Annotated in this window: 19 protein-coding genes; 4 read left to right on the top strand and 15 right to left on the bottom strand. The window is 69.6% G+C overall.

Annotated elements, in window-relative coordinates:
• Positions 1-38: 38 nt before the first annotated feature.
• A complete protein-coding gene (gene orn / locus LYSCAS_RS14290) occupies positions 39-608 on the bottom strand; it encodes an oligoribonuclease (protein WP_213434719.1) in 570 nt (189 codons plus the stop codon).
• Between the two features lie 66 nt (positions 609-674).
• Here orn and LYSCAS_RS14285 point away from each other — a divergent pair, with 66 nt between their 5' ends.
• Positions 675-1,130: a DUF2721 domain-containing protein gene (locus LYSCAS_RS14285; RefSeq protein WP_213434718.1), complete on the top strand. Its 456-nt coding sequence runs from the start codon at positions 675-677 to the stop codon at positions 1,128-1,130.
• 1 nt (position 1,131) lies between these two features.
• Here LYSCAS_RS14285 and tadA read toward each other — a convergent pair whose 3' ends face one another.
• The 5 genes from tadA to folD form a co-directional block, all read right to left on the bottom strand.
• Positions 1,132-1,581, bottom strand: coding sequence for a tRNA adenosine(34) deaminase TadA (gene tadA, locus LYSCAS_RS14280; protein ID WP_213437848.1), 450 nt, complete (start codon positions 1,579-1,581; stop codon positions 1,132-1,134).
• A gap of 26 nt (positions 1,582-1,607) precedes the next feature.
• Positions 1,608-2,030, bottom strand: a complete 423-nt coding sequence (locus LYSCAS_RS14275) for a YciI family protein (protein ID WP_213434717.1) — start codon at positions 2,028-2,030, stop codon at positions 1,608-1,610.
• Between the two features lie 103 nt (positions 2,031-2,133).
• A complete protein-coding gene (gene guaA / locus LYSCAS_RS14270) occupies positions 2,134-3,702 on the bottom strand; it encodes a glutamine-hydrolyzing GMP synthase (RefSeq protein ID WP_213434716.1) in 1,569 nt (522 codons plus the stop codon).
• 97 nt (positions 3,703-3,799) lie between these two features.
• Positions 3,800-5,257, bottom strand: a complete 1,458-nt coding sequence (gene guaB, locus LYSCAS_RS14265) for an IMP dehydrogenase (RefSeq protein ID WP_213434715.1) — start codon at positions 5,255-5,257, stop codon at positions 3,800-3,802.
• A 38-nt stretch (positions 5,258-5,295) separates the two neighbouring features.
• Positions 5,296-6,183 carry a bifunctional methylenetetrahydrofolate dehydrogenase/methenyltetrahydrofolate cyclohydrolase FolD gene (gene folD, locus LYSCAS_RS14260; protein WP_213434714.1) on the bottom strand — a complete coding sequence of 296 codons (888 nt, stop codon included), beginning with the start codon at positions 6,181-6,183 and terminating at the stop codon, positions 5,296-5,298.
• Positions 6,184-6,284: 101 nt separating this feature from the next.
• Here folD and LYSCAS_RS14255 point away from each other — a divergent pair, with 101 nt between their 5' ends.
• From LYSCAS_RS14255 to LYSCAS_RS14245, 3 genes are read left to right on the top strand one after another with little or no spacing between them, the layout of a single operon-like run.
• Positions 6,285-6,596: a DUF1244 domain-containing protein gene (locus tag LYSCAS_RS14255; protein ID WP_213434713.1), complete on the top strand. Its 312-nt coding sequence runs from the start codon at positions 6,285-6,287 to the stop codon at positions 6,594-6,596.
• The gene (locus LYSCAS_RS14250; RefSeq protein WP_213434712.1) at positions 6,593-7,378 is read left to right on the top strand and encodes an alpha/beta hydrolase; all 786 of its coding nucleotides are present in this window, start codon (positions 6,593-6,595) and stop codon (positions 7,376-7,378) included. The genes LYSCAS_RS14255 and LYSCAS_RS14250 overlap by 4 nt, the downstream gene beginning before the upstream one ends.
• A gap of 19 nt (positions 7,379-7,397) precedes the next feature.
• Positions 7,398-7,601, top strand: a complete 204-nt coding sequence (locus LYSCAS_RS14245; RefSeq protein ID WP_213434711.1) for a hypothetical protein — start codon at positions 7,398-7,400, stop codon at positions 7,599-7,601.
• 6 nt (positions 7,602-7,607) lie between these two features.
• Here LYSCAS_RS14245 and LYSCAS_RS14240 read toward each other — a convergent pair whose 3' ends face one another.
• From LYSCAS_RS14240 to LYSCAS_RS14200, 9 genes are all read right to left on the bottom strand, one after another.
• On the bottom strand, positions 7,608-8,627 hold the full coding sequence (locus LYSCAS_RS14240) for a DUF2272 domain-containing protein (RefSeq protein ID WP_213434710.1): 1,020 nt from the start codon (positions 8,625-8,627) through the stop codon (positions 7,608-7,610).
• 34 nt (positions 8,628-8,661) lie between these two features.
• Entirely contained in the window at positions 8,662-9,789 is a 1,128-nt protein-coding gene (gene moeB, locus LYSCAS_RS14235; RefSeq protein WP_213434709.1) for a molybdopterin-synthase adenylyltransferase MoeB, read from the bottom strand.
• A gap of 23 nt (positions 9,790-9,812) precedes the next feature.
• A complete protein-coding gene (locus LYSCAS_RS14230; RefSeq protein WP_244858560.1) occupies positions 9,813-11,033 on the bottom strand; it encodes a molybdopterin molybdotransferase MoeA in 1,221 nt (406 codons plus the stop codon).
• Between the two features lie 2 nt (positions 11,034-11,035).
• Positions 11,036-11,620, bottom strand: coding sequence for a molybdenum cofactor guanylyltransferase (gene mobA / locus LYSCAS_RS14225; protein ID WP_213434708.1), 585 nt, complete (start codon positions 11,618-11,620; stop codon positions 11,036-11,038).
• 1 nt (position 11,621) lies between these two features.
• Positions 11,622-13,022, bottom strand: a complete 1,401-nt coding sequence (gene der, locus LYSCAS_RS14220; RefSeq protein ID WP_213434707.1) for a ribosome biogenesis GTPase Der — start codon at positions 13,020-13,022, stop codon at positions 11,622-11,624.
• Positions 13,023-13,079: 57 nt separating this feature from the next.
• The gene (bamB, locus tag LYSCAS_RS14215; RefSeq protein ID WP_213434706.1) at positions 13,080-14,294 is read right to left on the bottom strand and encodes an outer membrane protein assembly factor BamB; all 1,215 of its coding nucleotides are present in this window, start codon (positions 14,292-14,294) and stop codon (positions 13,080-13,082) included.
• Positions 14,294-14,935: a YfgM family protein gene (locus LYSCAS_RS14210; RefSeq protein ID WP_213434705.1), complete on the bottom strand. Its 642-nt coding sequence runs from the start codon at positions 14,933-14,935 to the stop codon at positions 14,294-14,296. Before LYSCAS_RS14210 ends, bamB begins: the two co-directional genes overlap by 1 nt.
• Positions 14,936-15,033: 98 nt before the next feature.
• On the bottom strand, positions 15,034-15,849 hold the full coding sequence (locus LYSCAS_RS14205) for a RodZ domain-containing protein (protein WP_213434704.1): 816 nt from the start codon (positions 15,847-15,849) through the stop codon (positions 15,034-15,036).
• A complete protein-coding gene (locus LYSCAS_RS14200; RefSeq protein WP_244858558.1) occupies positions 15,846-16,625 on the bottom strand; it encodes a tetratricopeptide repeat protein in 780 nt (259 codons plus the stop codon). The genes LYSCAS_RS14205 and LYSCAS_RS14200 overlap by 4 nt, the downstream gene beginning before the upstream one ends.
• Positions 16,626-16,636 lie beyond the last annotated feature (11 nt).

Raw genomic sequence — 16,636 nt, 5'->3', positions numbered from 1 at the left:
GCGCGGCCCTCGTTCGGCTTCCGCGGCGCGCCCTGCCCCTAGTTGGTCGGCAGGCCCGCCAGCGGCCCCATGTGCTTCCGATAGTAGGCCAACTCCGCGATGGAATCGCGCACGTCGCTGAGGGCCGTATGGGCGGCCTGCTTGCGCAGGTTGCCGAGGATCCCGGGCGCCCAGCGCCGCGCGAGTTCCTTGAGCGTGCTCACGTCGAGGTTGCGGTAGTGGAAGTGCCTCTCGAGCGACGGCATCAGGCGATGCAGGAAGCGGCGGTCCTGGCAGATCGAGTTGCCGCACATCGGCGAGGCGTTGGCGGGCACCCATTCGGACAGGAAGGCCAGCGTGCGCGCCTCGGCCTCGTCCAGCGTGACCCGGCTGGCGACCACGCGCTGCCACAGGCCGGACTTGCGGTGCTGGTTGCGGTTCCACTCGTCCATCGATTCGAGGATGGCGACGGGGTGGACGATCGCGAGTTCCGGGCCTTCGGCCAGGACCTCCAGGTTGGAGTCGGTGACGATGGTGGCGATCTCGAGGATCGAATCGCGACCGGTATCCAGCCCGGTCATCTCCAGGTCGATCCAGATGAGCCGTCCTTCGCTCTGGGAATTCGCCATGCGCTCGCGGTGCCTGCCTAGGGTGACGCATCATAGCCCGGCCCCCCGCCCCCGGATGCAGGCCCCATGTTCCAGAACGCGCTGGCGCATTACGCCATCCTGACCGCGATGCTCGCCCCCGCCCTGCTGATGGCGGCCACGGCCTCGCTGCTGGTCTCGGCCAATGCGCGCCTGGCCCGCGTGGTGGACCGGCTGCGGGCGCTGATCGTGAGCTGGGAATACGACGCCCCGGACCGCGCCGAGCGCGACGACCAGATCAACCGCCATCGCCGCCGCGCGCACCTCGTGCTGCGCGCGTGCCAGTTGCTCTACGGCGCGCTGGGCGCGTTCGTCGGCACCAGCCTGAGCCTGGCGGTGGATGCGTTCACGGGGAACCGGCTGGTACTGCTGCCAACGGCGCTCGCGCTGGTGGGCGTGCTGTTCCTGCTCATGGCGAGCATCGTGATGGGCAGCGAGGTGAGCCTGTCGGTGCGCAGCTTCGACCTGGAGATCGACCAGGAACTGGACCGCAAGCGCACGTAGGTCAGAGCGCCGGCTTGCCGCGCTTGCGGCGGAAATAATTGGTCAGGCGCGTGCCCGCTTCTTCGGCGAGGACGCCGCCCACCACGTCGACGCGATGGTTGTGGCGCGGATCGGCCAGCAGGTCGAACACGCTGCCGGCCGCACCGGTTTTCGGATCGCTCGCGCCATAGACGACGCGTGCGACGCGCGCATGCACCATCGCCATCGCGCACATCGCGCAAGGCTCGAGCGTGACGTACAGCGTGCTGCCGAGCAGCCGGTGGTTGCCGATGCGCGCGCCGGCCTGGCGCAGCGCGACGATCTCCGCGTGCGCGGACGGATCGCGATCGGTGATGTTGCGGTTCCAGCCTTCGCCGAGCACTTCGCCGTCGGCCGACACCAGCAGCGCGCCAACGGGAATCTCGTCGTCTTCGTGCTCCGCGCGCTCGGCCAGTGCGAGCGCGCGTTGCATCCAGGCGATGTCGGTGTCGGCTTGGCTCACGCGACCCCGAGCCTGCCGCGATCGCCGTCGCGCGGCGCCGCCAGTTCCTCGGGCGACACGAAGCCTTCCAGGTCCGCCGCCTCGAAGAACGGGCGGATCTCGACCGCGCCCATGCCGAAGTTCGGGGCCTTCATCGCCCAGGCCAGGGCTTCGTCCATGTCCTTCACTTCCCAGATCGAGAAGCCGGCGACCACTTCGCGCGCTTCGGCGAACGGACCGTCGACGACCATGCGTTGCGTGCCCTGGTCGACGATGCGCTTGGACTCGGATTCGGGCTTGAGGCCCGCGCCTGCCACGAACACGCCGGCGGCGACGAGTTCTTCCGTGAAGCGATCCATCGCCTGGAAGGCTTCCAGCTGCTCGGGCGTGGGTTCCATCGGGACGTTCGGGTCCATCTTTGCAAAGACCATGACGCGCATTGTCGATCTCCTCGTTGGCAGGCCCGTCCAGGCCCTTACCCTTGACGACGAACGAGCGGGGCGAAAATCGACATGCCCGCCGGAATTATTTCGTGAGGGCGCCCTACTCCCACTCGATCGTCGCGGGCGGCTTGCCGCTGATGTCGTACACCACGCGCGACACGCCGCGCAGCTCGTTGATGATGCGGTTGGACACGTGGCCGAGGAACTCGTGCGGCAGGTGCGCCCAGTGCGCGGTCATGAAGTCGATGGTTTCCACGGCGCGCAATGCGATCACCCACTCGTACGCACGTGCATCGCCCACGACGCCCACCGACTTCACCGGCAGGAACACCGCGAAGGCCTGGCTCACCTTGTCGTAGAGATCGGCCTTGCGCAGTTCGTCGATGAAGATGTGGTCGGCCTTCGCGAGCAGTTCGGCGTACTCCGGCTTCACTTCGCCGAGGATGCGCACGCCCAGGCCCGGGCCCGGGAACGGATGGCGATACACCATCGCGTGCGGCAGGCCGAGTTCGACACCCAGGCGCCGCACTTCGTCCTTGAACAGTTCGCGCAGCGGCTCGACCAGGCCGAGCTTCATGTGTTCCGGCAAGCCGCCCACGTTGTGGTGCGACTTGATGACGTGCGCCTTGCCCGTCTTGCTGCCGGCCGATTCGATGACGTCGGGATAGATGGTGCCCTGCGCGAGCCAGCGCGCGTTCGCGAGCTTGCTGGATTCCTCGTCGAAGATGTCGACGAAGAGGTTGCCGATGACCTTGCGCTTGGCTTCCGGGTCCGCGATGCCGGCGAGCTTGTCGAAGTAGCGCTGGTGCGCATCCACGCGCAGCACCTTGACGCCCATGTGGCGCGCGAACATCGCCATCACCTGGTCGCCTTCCTCGAAGCGCAGCAAACCGGTGTCGACGAACACGCACGTCAGCTGGTCGCCGATCGCCTTGTGCAGCAGCGCGGCGACGACGGACGAATCCACGCCGCCCGACAAGCCGAGGATCACTTCGTCCGAACCCACCTGCGCGCGCACGCGCTCGACGAGGTCGTCGATGATGTTGGCCGCGGTCCACAGCGTGTCGCAGCCGCAGATGTCCACGACGAAGCGGCGCAGCAGCGCCTGGCCCTGCCGCGTGTGCGTGACTTCGGGATGGAACTGCACGCCGTACCAGCGGCGCGCGTCGTCGGCCATCGCGGCAACGGGAATGCGATCGGTGCGCGCGGTGACGGTGAAGCCCGGCGGCGCGGCGGCGACGTGGTCGCCGTGGCTCATCCACACGTTGAGGCGCGGCGGCGAACCCGGCTGGTCCTTCAAGCCGTCGAGCAACGCATCCTGCGCGACGATCTCGACTTCCGCATGCCCGAACTCGCGCGCATCGGCGGCTTCCGTCGCGCCGCCCAGCTGCGCGGCCATCGTCTGCATGCCGTAGCAGATGCCGAGGATCGGCAGGCCCGCGTCCCAGACCTGCTGCGGTGCGCTGGGCGCGCCCGGCAACGTGGTGGATTCCGGACCGCCCGACAGGATGATGCCCTTCGCGCCGAACTTGGCGATCTCGGACGGTTCGTGGTCCCACGCCCAGATCTCGCAGTACACCCCGAGTTCGCGGATGCGGCGCGCGATGAGCTGCGTGTACTGCGCGCCGAAATCGAGGATGAGGATCTTGTCGCGATGGATGTCGTGCATGGAATCTCCGGGACCGGGGACCCGGGACCGGGGACCGGGGAAATCAAAACGTCGTTGCTGTTACTGGTCCCGGGTCCCTGGTCCCCGGTCCCTTGCCTCAGCTCGCGCGGTAGTTCGGCGGTTCTTTCGTGATCTGCACGTCGTGCACGTGGCTTTCGCGCGTGCCGGCCGCGGTGACTTTCACGAACGAGGGCTTGACGCGCATGTCCTCGATCGTCGCGCAGCCGACATAGCCCATCGTCGCGCGCAGGCCGCCGGCCAGCTGGTGCACCACGCCGCTGAGCGCGCCGCGATACGGCACGCGGCCTTCGATGCCTTCGGGCACGAGCTTGTCGGCGTCGCTGGCGTCCTGGAAATAGCGGTCCTTCGATCCCAGCTCCATCGCACCGAGCGAGCCCATGCCGCGATAGCTCTTGTAGCTGCGGCCCTGGAACAGTTCGGTTTCGCCCGGCGATTCCTCGGTGCCGGCGAACAGGCCGCCGATCATCACGCTCGACGCGCCGGCGACGATCGCCTTGCCGAGGTCGCCCGAGTAACGGATGCCGCCGTCGGCGATCAGCGGGATGCGGTCCTGCAGCGCCTCGGCGACCATGTCGATCGCGGTAACCTGCGGCACGCCCACGCCGGCGACGATGCGCGTGGTGCAGATCGAACCGGGGCCGACGCCGACTTTCACCGCGTCCGCGCCCGCGTCCATCAAGGCGAGCGCTGCATCGCCGGTGACGATGTTGCCGCCGATGACTTCGAGCTTCGGGAAGGTTTTCTTGGCCCAGCGCACGCGGTCGAGCACGCCCTGCGAATGGCCGTGCGCGGTGTCGACGATGATCACGTCCACGCCCGCGGCCACCAGCGCTTCGATGCGCTGTTCGGTGTCGCCGCCCACGCCCACCGCCGCGCCGCACAGCAGGCGTTCGCTGCTGTCGTAGGCCGCGTTGGGGTTGTCCTGTTTCTTCTGGATGTCCTTGACCGTGATCAGGCCGCGCAGCTCGAACGCATCGTTGACCACCAGCACCTTCTCGATGCGGTGGCGATGCAGCAGCTGCAGCACTTCGTCGTCGCTGGCGCCTTCGCGCACGGTGATCAGGCGATCCTGCTTGGTCATGATGTGGCGGACCGGATCGTCGAGTTTCTTCTCGAAGCGCATGTCGCGCCCGGTGACGATGCCGACGAGGCGACCGCCATCCACCACCGGCACGCCGGAGATGTTGCGTGCGCGCGTGAGGCGCAGCACTTCGCCGATCGTGGTGTCGGGCGCGACGGTGAAGGGTTCCTTGATCACGCCGGCTTCGAACTTCTTGACGCGCGCGACTTCGGCGGCCTGTCGTTGCGCGGACATGTTCTTGTGCAGGATGCCGATGCCGCCCAGCTGGGCCATCGTCACTGCGAGGCGCGCTTCGGTCACCGTATCCATCGCGGCGGACACGATGGGCAGGTTGAGGCGCAGGTTGCGGGTAAGGCGCGTGGCGAGCGAGACGTCCTTGGGCAGGACGATGGAATGCGCGGGAACGAGCGAGACGTCGTCGTAGGTCAGCGCTTCTGCCTGGATGCGGAGCATGGAGCCCCCCGAGTGCGGGAAGCGCGGCATTCTACCTCTTAAGCGGCGCCGTCCGATGCCTCTGCCGCCTCCAGAGTGTTCTGCATGAGGGTGGCCACCGTCATCGGGCCCACGCCGCCGGGGACGGGCGTGATCCAGCTGGCGCGCTGCGCGGCCGCGTCGAAGCCCACGTCGCCCACCAGGCGGCCGTCGTCGAGGCGGTTGATGCCCACGTCGATCACGACCGCGCCGGGTTTGACCCATTCACCGGGCACCAGACCCGGGCGGCCCACGGCCACGACCAGGATGTCGGCGCCGCGCACGGAGGCCTCCAGCACCGCCGGCGGGGTGAACTTGTGGCAGCTGGTGACCGTGCAGCCGGCGATCAGCAGTTCCAGCGCCATCGGGCGGCCGACGTGGTTGGACACGCCCACGATGGTCGCGCTGGCGCCGCGCACCGGGCGGTCGGTGTAGGCCAGCAGCGTGGTGATGCCGCGCGGCGTGCACGGGCGCAGGCCGAACTGGCGCAGCGCCAGGTGGCCCACGTTCTCCGGGTGGAAGCCGTCGACGTCCTTGCGCGGGTCGATGCGGTGGATCAGCTGGGTGGCGTCGCGGCGGTCGGGCAGCGGGAGCTGGACCAGGATGCCGTGGACGTCCGGGTCGGCGTTGAGGCGGTCGACCAGGGCCAGCAGCTCGGCGTCGGTCGTGGATTCGGGCAGGTCGTAGTCGATCGCCCGGATGCCCACCTTCTGCGCGGCGCGGCGCTTGTTGCGCACGTAGACCGACGAGGCCGGGTCGTTGCCGACCAGCACCACGGCCAGCCCGGGCGCGGGCTTGCCCTGCGCGATGCGCGCGCGGACCCGCAGGGCGAGCGAATCGAGGAGGTCCTCGGAGATGCGCTTGCCATCGAGGATGCGGGCGGGAGGCGGGGTCGAGGCGTTCGTCATCCGGAGGCCACCGGGCCTGTGATGCAGTCGGGCTGCGCATTATGCCGGCCCGTTGTAGCCTCGCGAGCCGTTATGCCAGGAACAGGACACGCGCGGACGCCATGGACGCCGATTTCGAAACCACGCAGATCGAGGCCGCGGCCTTCCGCCGCCTGCGCGACCACCTCGTGCGCGAGCGCGCGGACGTGCAGAACATCGACCTGATGATCCTCGCCGGCTTCTGCCGCAACTGCCTCGCCGACTGGTACCGCGAAGCCGCCGAGGCGCGCGGCATCGCGATGACGAAGGACGAAGCGCGCGAGTCGGTCTACGGCGAACCCTTCGCCGACTGGAAGCGCAGGCACCAGCGCGAAGCGACCCCGGAACAACTCGCGGCCTTCGATGCCGCCCAGCGCAAGGATGCCGGCCGATGAATCGCAAGAAGACCCTCGCCGCCGCCCTGGCCGCCCTGCCCGTCCTCGCCTACGCCGGCATGTGCGGGTGGATGTACGCCAAGCAGCGCGACCTGTTGTACCTGCCGCAGGACACGCGCGCGGACGTCAAGCAGACCGACTTCGGCATCGCGCGCAACGGCGTGATGCTCAACGGCTGGCTGGTGAACATCGGGCAGCCCGGCGCGGTGGTGTATTTCGGCGGCAACGCCGAGCGCATCGAAGACCGGCGCCAGCAGTTCGGGCGCTGGTTCCCGCACAGCAGCATCTACCTGGTGCCCTATCGCGGCTACGGCGCGAGCGAAGGCACGCCGACGGAAGCGGACATCCTCGAGGACGCGCTGTACGTGTTCGACCAGGTGCAGGCGCGCCAGCCGGGTGCGCGCATCGTGGTGATCGGCCGCAGCCTGGGCAGCGCGGTGGCAAGCTACGTCGCGTCGAAGCGCCCGGTGGCGAAGCTGGTGCTCGTCACGCCGTTCGACAGCATGGCCAACGTCGCGCAGTCGCATTACCCGTGGTTGCCGGTGCGCTGGCTGCTGCAGGACCGCTACGACGAAGCCGCGTACCTCGCCAAATACAACGGGCCGTTGCTCGTGGTGCGCGCGGGCCGCGACGACGTGGTGCCGCCCGCGAGCACCGATCGCCTGCTCGCCGCGTTGCCGAAACCCCCGCAGGTGCTGGACCTTCCGCACGCCGATCATTCCTCGGTCGCGAACGATCCGGCCTACGCGAAGGCGATATCGAACTTCGTTTCGTCACCCTGATCGTTTCCGAGGACGCCGCATGATCAACCTGGCCGAATGTCCGAAGTGCAACAACCGCGTGTTGCACGTGCGCATCGAATCGGCGGTCGCGACAGTCGACGAAGAATCCAAGGGGCGCTGCCTCACGTTCTCGTGCATCCACTGCAACACGCTGCTCGGCGTGCAGATGGACCAGCGCTCGCGTCCGCGACGCCGGAACGAAGCCGCACCGCAACCGAACTGACGCGCGTCAGGGCGTGGCCGGTGGCTGCACCTGCAAGGGCGCGGCCGACGGTGCAGGGCAACGCTGCATCCCCGGCGGCATGGGCAATGCGCACAGCGTGCAGCACGCGGGCGATGGCGGTGCCATCGGCGGCGGCAGCGGCGCCGTGACCTGGAGCTTGAGCAACGCCACCCAATCCTGGCGATCGAAACTGCAGGCCTCGTCCGCGCCCGGGCGACACGCGACCGGGGTGGCGGTCTTGCGCGGCAAGCCCCACACGCGCCCTTCGCGGTTGAGCCGCAACGTGCGCATCGTGACGCCCTGCAGCACGTTGCCGCCGATGGTGTAGAGCGTGCCGCCCGCAGGATCGGATTCCACGACGATGTCGCAATGCATCGCCATGCCGCTGCCGTCGCGGGCGAGCGTGGCGCGGAAATTCGCGGACCCCAACGGCACGGTCAGGCCGCGGGTGAAGCACAGCAGGTCGCCCATCGCGGGCGTTTCCGCATCCGGATCGGCGAAGCGGTACGGCCCTGCGGGATCACCGCGCAGGGCCTGGCGCACGTAATCGACGTGGCTCGCCGAAGCCTGGAACCCCGGCACGCTCGCGCGCATCTCGACGAAGGTGACGAACACCGCCGACCACGGCGTGTCGATCACGAACGCGCGGCAGATCGCGCTGCCGTACAGGCTGTCCAGCGCCGACGTGCCGCATTCGTTCGCACCGGGATGCGAGGACATCTGCGAGAGCAAGCCGGTCGCGCGCCAGTAGTCGACGACGCGGCGCCACGCGGGCGTGGTTCGGTCCTGCAGCCGCACGTTTTCGGCTTCCGCGACGGTGGTGCTCGCCAGGCGTCCGCGCTCGTCGAGGAACGGCGAATACCACAGGCGATGCTCGGCGCAGGCGACCGACGCGATGCGCTGGCCCCACGTGGTGGGCAGCGGTGCGTTGAGCGGGCAAGGCTCCCCTGCCCGCGCATGGCCGGCGAAGGCGAGCGCGAGCAACGTCAGGGCGGCGAAGGGAAGCGATCGGCGGCGTGCGTCCATGGGGTCCCCGTGTCCTTGCGGGGGCCCGAGCGGGTCAGCCCCCGGCGCAAAACCTCGCATAGTCGATGTAACCGGGAAAATCACGCCCGGCAGGACACACGGGACAATCCGGGTCCGGCGCGAGCCGCGTCTCGCGAAATTGCAGGCCCAGCGCGTCGATGTGCAGCAGCCGGCCCGTGAGCGGCTGGCCGATCCCGAGCAGCAGCTTGAGGACTTCGGTGGCCTGCAGCAGGCCCACGATCCCGGGCACCACGCCGAGCACGCCGGCCTCGGCGCAATTGGGCGCGGCTTCGGGCGGCGGCGGTTCCGGGAACAGGCAGCGATAGCACGGCGCCACGCCGCGATGGCGGCCGGCATCGAACACGCTCGCCTGCCCTTCGAAGCGATGCACCGCGCCGTACACCAGCGGCTTGGCCAGCTTCACGCACGCATCGTTGAGCAGGTAGCGCACGGGGAAGTTGTCGGCGCCGTCGACCACGACGTCCACGCCTTGCAGCAGCGCTTCCACGTTGGCCGACGTCACGCGTTCGGCGATCGCTTCGATGCGCGTGCGCGGGTTGAGCGCGGACAGCGTGTCGCGCGCCGATTCGACCTTCGCAACGCCGATGCGCGCATCGGTGTGCAGGATCTGGCGCTGCAGGTTGCTGCGATCGACCACGTCGTCGTCGGCGATGCGCAACGTGCCGACGCCCGCGGCCGCGAGGTAATACGCGACGGGCGAACCGAGGCCGCCGGCGCCGATGACGAGCACCGTTGCGGCTTCCAGGCGCTTCTGTCCCGCGAGCCCGATTTCCGGCAGGCGCAGGTGTCGCGAATAGCGTTCGCTGAAATCGTCGTCGAGTTGCGGCATGTCCATCGGCAGGCCGGCGAGCGACCACGCCTGCGTGCCGCCGTCGACGGACGCGATGTGGCGATAGCCCTTTGCGATCAGGGCTTCGGCGGCGAACTGCGAACGCCGGCCGCTCTGGCAGATCAGCAGGATCTCGGCCTCGCGGTCCGGCAGGTACGCGGCGGGATCGGCTTCGAGCGTGGCGCGGTCGATGCCGCGCGCGCCCTGCGCAGTGCCGAGCGCGCGTTCGTGCGCGTCGCGGACATCGACGAGGATCGCACCGCCCTGCTGGCGCTCGCGGGCCTGGCGGGGCGAAAGGACATGCAGGGACATGGCGCGATTATCCGCTCGTTGCGTCAATACGGCAGCACGTCGACGACGGTGCCGGCAGGAAGCTGTTGCGGGCCTTCCGGGACCACGATCAACGCGTCGGCGCGGGCCGCCGCATGCAGGCGGTGGGAGCCGGTGGCGGCGTCGGGCCAGGCGCGCAGGACGCCGTCGGCGCCCGCGTCAAGGCGGCCACGGAGGAATTCGCGGCGCGCGTGCGGCTTGTCGATCGGCGCGGCGAGTTGCGCGCGGAAGGCGCGGCGCGGTTGGGTGCGGCCCTGCAGGCCGTCGAGCAGGCGGCGGCCGAGCGTGGCGTAGGTGGCGAACACGGAGACGGGATTGCCCGGCAATCCGAGGAACCGCGCGCGATCGAGCGTGCCGAACAGCAGCGGCATGCCGGGCTTCATGCGCACCTTCCAGAAATGGATCTCGCCGTGCGCGACGAGCATCGCGGGCACGTGGTCCTTCTCGCCGACGGAGACGCCGCCGCAGGTGATCACCAGGTCGAAGCTCGACGCGGCGTCGCGCAGCACGGATTCGACGCGCTCCGGGTTGTCGGGCAAGGCGGGCCAGGCGGTGGGTTCGAGGCCGTCGGCGCGCAGCAGGCCCATCAGCAGTTCGCGGTTGCTGTCGTGGATCTGGCCGGGCGCGAGCGGCATGCCGGGCGGGACGAGTTCGTCGCCGGTGGTGAACACCGCGACCGTCGGGCGCGCGAACACGGACAGTTGATCGACGCCGAGCGAGGCCGCGGTGGCGACGCGCGCGGGCGTGAGCACGCAGCCGGCGTCGAGCACGGTATCGCCGATGCGCACGTCTTCGCCGGCGTGGCGGACGTTGGCGCCGGCGACGATGCCCGCGGGAACGACGATGCGATCGCCCTCGTCGCGCACGACTTCGCGGATGACCACGGTGTCGGCGCCGGTCGGCATCGGCGCGCCGGTGGTGATGCGGATGCAGGTGCCCTGCGCGAGGACGAGGTCGCGCGCGAGGCCGGCGAATTGTTCGCCCGCCAGTGGCAGCGTCGTGTCCCCCTGCCCCGCGAGGTCCGCGTGGCGCACGGCGAAACCGTCCATCGCGCTGTTGTCGAACGGCGGCGACGGAATCGCGGCGATGACATCTTCGGCAAGGATGCGGCCATGCGTGCGCGCGAGCGCGAGGCGTTCGACCGGCATGCGGTGTTGCGCCGCGACGCGATCGACGATTGCCTGCGCATCGTCGAACGCCAGTTGCATCGGAACGTCGTCGCGCATGGTCATCCGATCGAAGCGTGGACGGCGGCGAGGTCCGCCGGCGTGTTGAGGTTGCCCAGGCGCACGCCGTTCAAGCGGAGGCGTGGCATTGCGAGGGTGGATTGCACGGCGTGCACGGAATGATCGGTGCTCGCCAACGCATCGATGAGTGCATCGCGGAGCGCGGGCACGTGCCAGAGCGCGACCAGCGGTTGCGGCCCGTCGTCGTCCTCGATGGACGCGCCCTGCCCGCCCGCCGACGCGAGCGTCGGCAGCAGGCAGTCGTTGACGAAGACCAGGTCGACCGGCAGCGTGAGCAACCACGGCGTATCGCAGGCGGACGCGAGTGCGTCGAGGCCACCGAGCGGGCCGAGGTCGGCGATGCGGTCAGGGACGACGCGCAGGCCGGCGTGTTCGTAACGGACGAGATCGCGATTGGCACTCACCAGCACCGCATCGACTTCGCGTTCGAACCGCTGCACGAGGCGCGCCACCTGCGACATCCCGTCGCGCACGATCCACGCCTTGTCGATCCCGCCCAGCCGCGACCCCCGACCGCCGGCGAGCACGCCGAGCGTCACGCCGGTCGCGCGCGGCGCGGCCGTCATCTCACTTGCCCTTGACGTGCTTCATCAGGCGCCGCTTCTTCGCGACCTGGCGCGCGGTGAGCGGGTTCTTCGGCTTGTCCTTGTACGGGTTCTCGCCTTCCTTGAAGAGGAAGCGCACCGGCGTGCCGACGAGCTTGAAGCGCTTGCGGAAGAAGTTCTCGAGGTAGCGCCGGTAGCTGTCCGACAGCGTGCGCAGGCGCGATCCGTGCACGATGAAGGTCGGCGGGTTGTCGCCGCCCGGATGCGCGTAGCGCAGCTTGGCGACGTGGCCGCGCACGACGGGCGGCGGATTGGTTTCGTAGGCGATTTCCAGCGCCTTCGTGGTCTCGGCGGTGGTGAACTGGCGCGTCGCCGACGAATGCGCGCGATGGATCGCCTTGAACAGTTCGCGCATGCCCGAGCCGTGCAGCGCGGAGATGCGCACCGCTTCGGCCCAGTCGACGAACGCGAGCTTGCGCGAGAGCAGTTGTTCGTTCTGTTCGCGCTGGTAGTCGGTGAGGCCGTCCCACTTGTTCACGCCGACGACGAGCGCGCGGCCCGCATCGAGCACGGCGCCGAGCACGCTGGCGTCCTGGTCGGTCACGCCTTCCACCGCGTCGAGCATGATCACGGCGACCTGGCACTGTTCGATCGCGCCGAGCGTCTTGACGATGGAGAACTTCTCCACCGCGTCTTCCACGCGGCCCTTGCGACGCAGGCCGGCGGTGTCGATGAGGCGGTACTTGCGGCCGTCGCGCTCCAGGTCCACCGCGATCGAATCGCGCGTGGTGCCCGGCACGTCCGACGCGATCATGCGTTCCTCGCCCAGGATGCGGTTGACCAGCGTGGACTTGCCGACGTTGGGGCGGCCGACGAACGCGATGCGCACGCGCTCGGGATCGTTGTCGAGGATTTCGGTGTCGCCGTCGCGCGGCAGCACGGCCATCGTGCGCGCCATCAACGCATCGAGGCCCTGCTTGTGCGCGGACGACACGCCCAGCACTTCCTTGATGCCGTAGCGCGCGAACTCGGCGAGCGCGGCCTGTGCGTCGAGGCCATCGACCTTGTTGACGACGAGGAACGTCGGCGTGTCGACCTTGCGCAGCCACGACAGGATTTCGTCGTCGATCGCCGAGGCGCCTTCGCGGCCGTCGACGACGAACAGGATGAGATCCGCTTCTTCGGCCGCCGCGCGCGACTGGCGCGCGGTGGCGCCGGCCAGGCCTTCTTCGCTGCCCGCGATGCCGCCGGTGTCCACGAGCACGAAGGGGCGCTCGGGATCGAGGCGGCACACGCCGTAGTTGCGGTCGCGCGTGACGCCGGGCTCGTCGTGGACGAGGGCGTCGCGCGAACGCGTCAGGACGTTGAAGAGCGTCGATTTCCCGACATTGGGACGACCGACGAGGGCGACGAGGGGCAGCATGGAAGATCCGGGTTGACCGAGCGGAATGGAGCGAAGTCCGCGCGGACGCGGACCGTGTTACTGGATGCGGAACGCGGTGACTTCGCCGTCGATGTTCTGGACGAGCAGCACGCCGTCGGCCACGACGGGGGTGGCGCGCACGGGATCGCCGCCGACGCGCGAACGCGCGGCGAACGCGCCGGTGTCCAGGCGCAGCCAGTGCACGTACCCGTCGTAGTCGGCGACCACGGCGTAATCGCCCTGCACCGCCACACCCGCGAGGTTGCGGCGCGCGAGCGCGGGCTGCTGCCACAACGAACCGCCGGTGGCCTTGTCGATGGCCCACACCGCGCCGGCGGGATCGGCGACGACCACGCGGTCGCTGCCGTTTCCCACGCGGCCGGCGCCGCCGTTGTCGCGCTGCCAGATCGGGCGGCCGCTGGGGCCGTCGATCGCCATGGTCTGCTTCTTGAAGCTGGTGGCGTACAGCGTGGTGCCGTCGATCACGGGCGTGCCGTCGATGTCGGACATGCGGTCCAGTTCGCTGCGGCCTTCGGCCTGGGCGACGGACTGTTCCCACAGCAGGCGGCCGTCGGTGGACGACAGCGCGGTGACCGAGCCGTCGTCGTTGCCGACGAACACGAAGCCCGGGCCGAGCGCGACCGAATCGTTGCCGCGCACGGTGAGCGCGGGCAGTTCGCGCTGCCAGAACCAGCGACGCTCGCCGGAGGCGGCATCGAACGCGGTGACCACGCCGTCGTTGGCGCGCACGAACACCAGGCCTTCGCCGATGACGGGCGCGGCGATGACTTCGTTGCCCACGCGGGCGTGCCACTTCTCGGCGCCGGTGCTCTCGTCGAGCGCGATCACTTCGCCGTCCAGGCCGCCAACCACGACCAGGCCGTTGCCCGCGCCGGGACCGCCGGACAGGCGCAGTTTTTCCTTGCCCTTCTCGCGCTTGGGATCCCACTTCCAGGCTTCGGCGCCCGTCTGCAGGTCCACCGCGCGCACGCCGCCTTCGACCGCGGCCATGAACACCTTGCCGTCGGCGACCGACGGACCCTGGCGCACGCCGATCGCGCCTTCGCCGCCGCCGGCCTTCGCCGACCACAGCTTCTTGACGGTGGCGGTCGGGGTGAACTCGGTGAGCTCGGCGGGCTCGAGCGCTTTCTTCTCGTCCTTGCCGGCGCCGAACCAACCCTTGACGGTGGAACAGCCGGCCAGCGCGATCACGCAGCACAGGACGAGCGAAACGCGTTGCACGGACGACTTCACTGGCGTGGGGGCCTTCATCAGCTGCGGTTCTCCGGACGGGTCGGGTTGCCGCCGACCTGGATGAGCTTGAGTTCGACGACGCGGCGCTGCGGCATGGCCACGTCGAGCTTCGCCAGCGCCTGCGTGTAGGCGGCACGGGCGTCGTCGGTGCGCTTGAGCGCATACAACGCGTCGCCGCGGGCTTCGAGCGCGGCTGCGCCCGTGGGTTTGTCGCCGAGGAGCGCGAGGGCGTCCTGCGGCTTGCCATCGTCGATGAGCAGGCGCGCCAGGCGCGACTGCAGTACGGCGGCGATGGCCGGATCCTTCGATTGCACGGCGCGCAGCGTGGCGATGGCCTGCGTGGTGTCGCCGGCCTCCACCTGCTTCTTGGCCAGCTGCATCGCGGCGAGCGCGGCGTAGTCGTTGCCGGACTTCACCAGCGTGGCGGCGGTGCCCTGCGCCTTCTTGACGTCGCCGGCCTGCACCTCGTGCACCAGCGTGTCGTATTGCTGCGCGGCGGCGAGGCGTTCGCCCACCTGCTTCTGCTGCCACCACTGCCAGCCGCCGATGGCGGCAAGGCCGAGGGCGATGCCCATCACCAGGCCGCCGCCGTTGTTGCGCAGCCAGCCGCGGACGCGTTCGCTTTGTTCGTGTTCGTCGAGCAGGTCGTCGATCGCCATGCTGCCTCTGGGCTTTTTCTATGAGTCGTTCAGGGGGATGCGGATTGCGCACGCGCGCACGTCGCACCACCGTGTCGACCTGCCTGCGTGGCCCTGCGTCAGTCGCGGACCGGCGCCAGAGAGCCGTCGGAGGATACCTGAAAGCGTGCGACGTTCGCACGGCGGAAGGGCGTGAGGTCCTGCGCGCGGTCGCCTTGCTGGACCGCCACGGCCGACGCATTGCCCAGGGTCACACGGCCGACTTCACCGGCCACGTAGCTGCGCGTGGAGCCCGCGGGCACCAGGCTTTTCTCGAGCGTGCGGCCATCCGGCGCCTGCACCTGGATCCAGCTGTCGCCCGAAAAACGCAGGATCAATGCGGGCTGCGCGGACGGGCGCGGCGCGAGCGACGGCGTCATCGACGCCACCACCGGCGCTTCGGAGGCGGGGTGCTGCACCGAGGTGGCCTGGCCGAGCGACGGTGCGCCCGCGGCCGGTGCATCGAGCGATTGCACGGTGGCCGGATCGCGCGTGCTGTTCAGATGCGGTTTGGTCGCCAGCCACACGGGCACGACGATCGCCGCGGTGATCACGATGTAGACCATCCGCCGCGTGCCCTGCTCGATGAGCCGGTGCATGCGCGGGGTGTAGCTGCGCGGCACGAGCGCCGGCGGTTCGATCGGTGCGACGCCGGAGGCGGCGATGGTGGTCGAGGTGACCAGCCCGAGCAGGCGCGAGTAGCTGCGCAGTTGCCCGCGCACGAACACCGGTGCGCCCAGGCGGGCCCAGTCTTCTTCTTCCAGCGACTGCACGACGCGCGACGGCATGTGCAACTGCGCGGCGACGTCTTCCAGCGACAAGCCGGCGGCCTCGCGCGCCTTCCGCAGGCGCAGGCCCACCCCCGACTCGGAAACGTAGTGATCGGCGTCCATCATGGTGCTTTCGATCCCCCCGCGTTCCCCTGCGCAACGCCGGGGAACTCTTCCCTCAGGCGGCGAACGTAGCGCGCGGATGCGGCACTGTCGCCGAGTTTGTCTTCGATCTGTGACGCAAGTTGGAGCGCTTCGGGCGTGACCGCCGCCGCGGCGAGCCTGCGCTCGGAAAACGCGCGCGCTTCCATGTAACGCCCGGCGCGGAACGCGATGCTGGCCATCGTGCCCAGGGCCACCGGATCGTTGGGGTCCATCTGCAACGTGGCGCGCAGCATCTGCTCGGCGTCGAGCGGGCGGCCGGCATCCAGCGTGCACTTGCCCGCGTTGGCCATCGCGCTGGTGCGCGAGCGGTACGAGGGATCCTGCAGGGCCTTGTCGAACCACGGCAGCGATTCCGCCGCGCGGCCGTTGGTGCACAGCCAGGTGCCGTAGTTGTTGAGCGTGGCGCCGGAAGGGTCGAGTTCCGCGGCGCGCATGTACTGCGTGCCCGCCAGCGCGCTGTTGCCGCGGCGGTCGGCGATGACGGCGAGCAGCGTGTAGGCGTCGGCGAGCTTCGGGTCCGCCTTCAGCGCCTTGTTGGCCTGCGCTTCGGCGGCGTCGAGGTCGCCTTCGAGGAGTTTCTGCTGCGAGCGGTCGGCGGCCAGGCGTGCGGTGTCGCGCTCGCGGCTGGCGGCGGTGTCGTGCACTTCGACGGGTTCGGCGACGCGATCGAAGTCCTTGCGGGACGGATCGGTCTTGAACAGGGCAACGCGCGAACAGCCGGCCCCGGCAAGGGCCAAGAGCAGGAGCA

The organism is Noviluteimonas caseinilytica, from assembly GCF_018406605.1.
Classification (GTDB): domain Bacteria; phylum Pseudomonadota; class Gammaproteobacteria; order Xanthomonadales; family Xanthomonadaceae; genus Noviluteimonas; species Noviluteimonas caseinilytica.
The sequence above is the reverse complement of the archived record's forward strand: the minus strand, read 5'-3'. Positions and strand labels throughout refer to the sequence as shown.

What these genes read in the sequence shown, in the direction of transcription:
- tadA (WP_213437848.1), bottom strand. Translation starts at nt 1,581, where the DNA reads ATGCAACGCGCGCTCGCACTGGCCGAGCGCGCGGAGCACGAAGACGAC.
- LYSCAS_RS14285 (WP_213434718.1), top strand. Translation starts at nt 675, where the DNA reads ATGTTCCAGAACGCGCTGGCGCATTACGCCATCCTGACCGCGATGCTC.
- moeB (WP_213434709.1), bottom strand. Translation starts at nt 9,789, where the DNA reads ATGTCCCTGCATGTCCTTTCGCCCCGCCAGGCCCGCGAGCGCCAGCAG.
- LYSCAS_RS14205 (WP_213434704.1), bottom strand. Translation starts at nt 15,849, where the DNA reads ATGATGGACGCCGATCACTACGTTTCCGAGTCGGGGGTGGGCCTGCGC.
- folD (WP_213434714.1), bottom strand. Translation starts at nt 6,183, where the DNA reads ATGACGAACGCCTCGACCCCGCCTCCCGCCCGCATCCTCGATGGCAAG.
- guaA (WP_213434716.1), bottom strand. Translation starts at nt 3,702, where the DNA reads ATGCACGACATCCATCGCGACAAGATCCTCATCCTCGATTTCGGCGCG.
- LYSCAS_RS14230 (WP_244858560.1), bottom strand. Translation starts at nt 11,033, where the DNA reads ATGCGCGACGACGTTCCGATGCAACTGGCGTTCGACGATGCGCAGGCA.
- orn (WP_213434719.1), bottom strand. Translation starts at nt 608, where the DNA reads ATGGCGAATTCCCAGAGCGAAGGACGGCTCATCTGGATCGACCTGGAG.
- LYSCAS_RS14245 (WP_213434711.1), top strand. Translation starts at nt 7,398, where the DNA reads ATGATCAACCTGGCCGAATGTCCGAAGTGCAACAACCGCGTGTTGCAC.
- bamB (WP_213434706.1), bottom strand. Translation starts at nt 14,294, where the DNA reads ATGAAGGCCCCCACGCCAGTGAAGTCGTCCGTGCAACGCGTTTCGCTC.
- guaB (WP_213434715.1), bottom strand. Translation starts at nt 5,257, where the DNA reads ATGCTCCGCATCCAGGCAGAAGCGCTGACCTACGACGACGTCTCGCTC.
- LYSCAS_RS14250 (WP_213434712.1), top strand. Translation starts at nt 6,593, where the DNA reads ATGAATCGCAAGAAGACCCTCGCCGCCGCCCTGGCCGCCCTGCCCGTC.
- LYSCAS_RS14255 (WP_213434713.1), top strand. Translation starts at nt 6,285, where the DNA reads ATGGACGCCGATTTCGAAACCACGCAGATCGAGGCCGCGGCCTTCCGC.
- der (WP_213434707.1), bottom strand. Translation starts at nt 13,022, where the DNA reads ATGCTGCCCCTCGTCGCCCTCGTCGGTCGTCCCAATGTCGGGAAATCG.
- LYSCAS_RS14240 (WP_213434710.1), bottom strand. Translation starts at nt 8,627, where the DNA reads ATGGACGCACGCCGCCGATCGCTTCCCTTCGCCGCCCTGACGTTGCTC.
- LYSCAS_RS14275 (WP_213434717.1), bottom strand. Translation starts at nt 2,030, where the DNA reads ATGCGCGTCATGGTCTTTGCAAAGATGGACCCGAACGTCCCGATGGAA.
- LYSCAS_RS14210 (WP_213434705.1), bottom strand. Translation starts at nt 14,935, where the DNA reads ATGGCGATCGACGACCTGCTCGACGAACACGAACAAAGCGAACGCGTC.
- mobA (WP_213434708.1), bottom strand. Translation starts at nt 11,620, where the DNA reads ATGACGGCCGCGCCGCGCGCGACCGGCGTGACGCTCGGCGTGCTCGCC.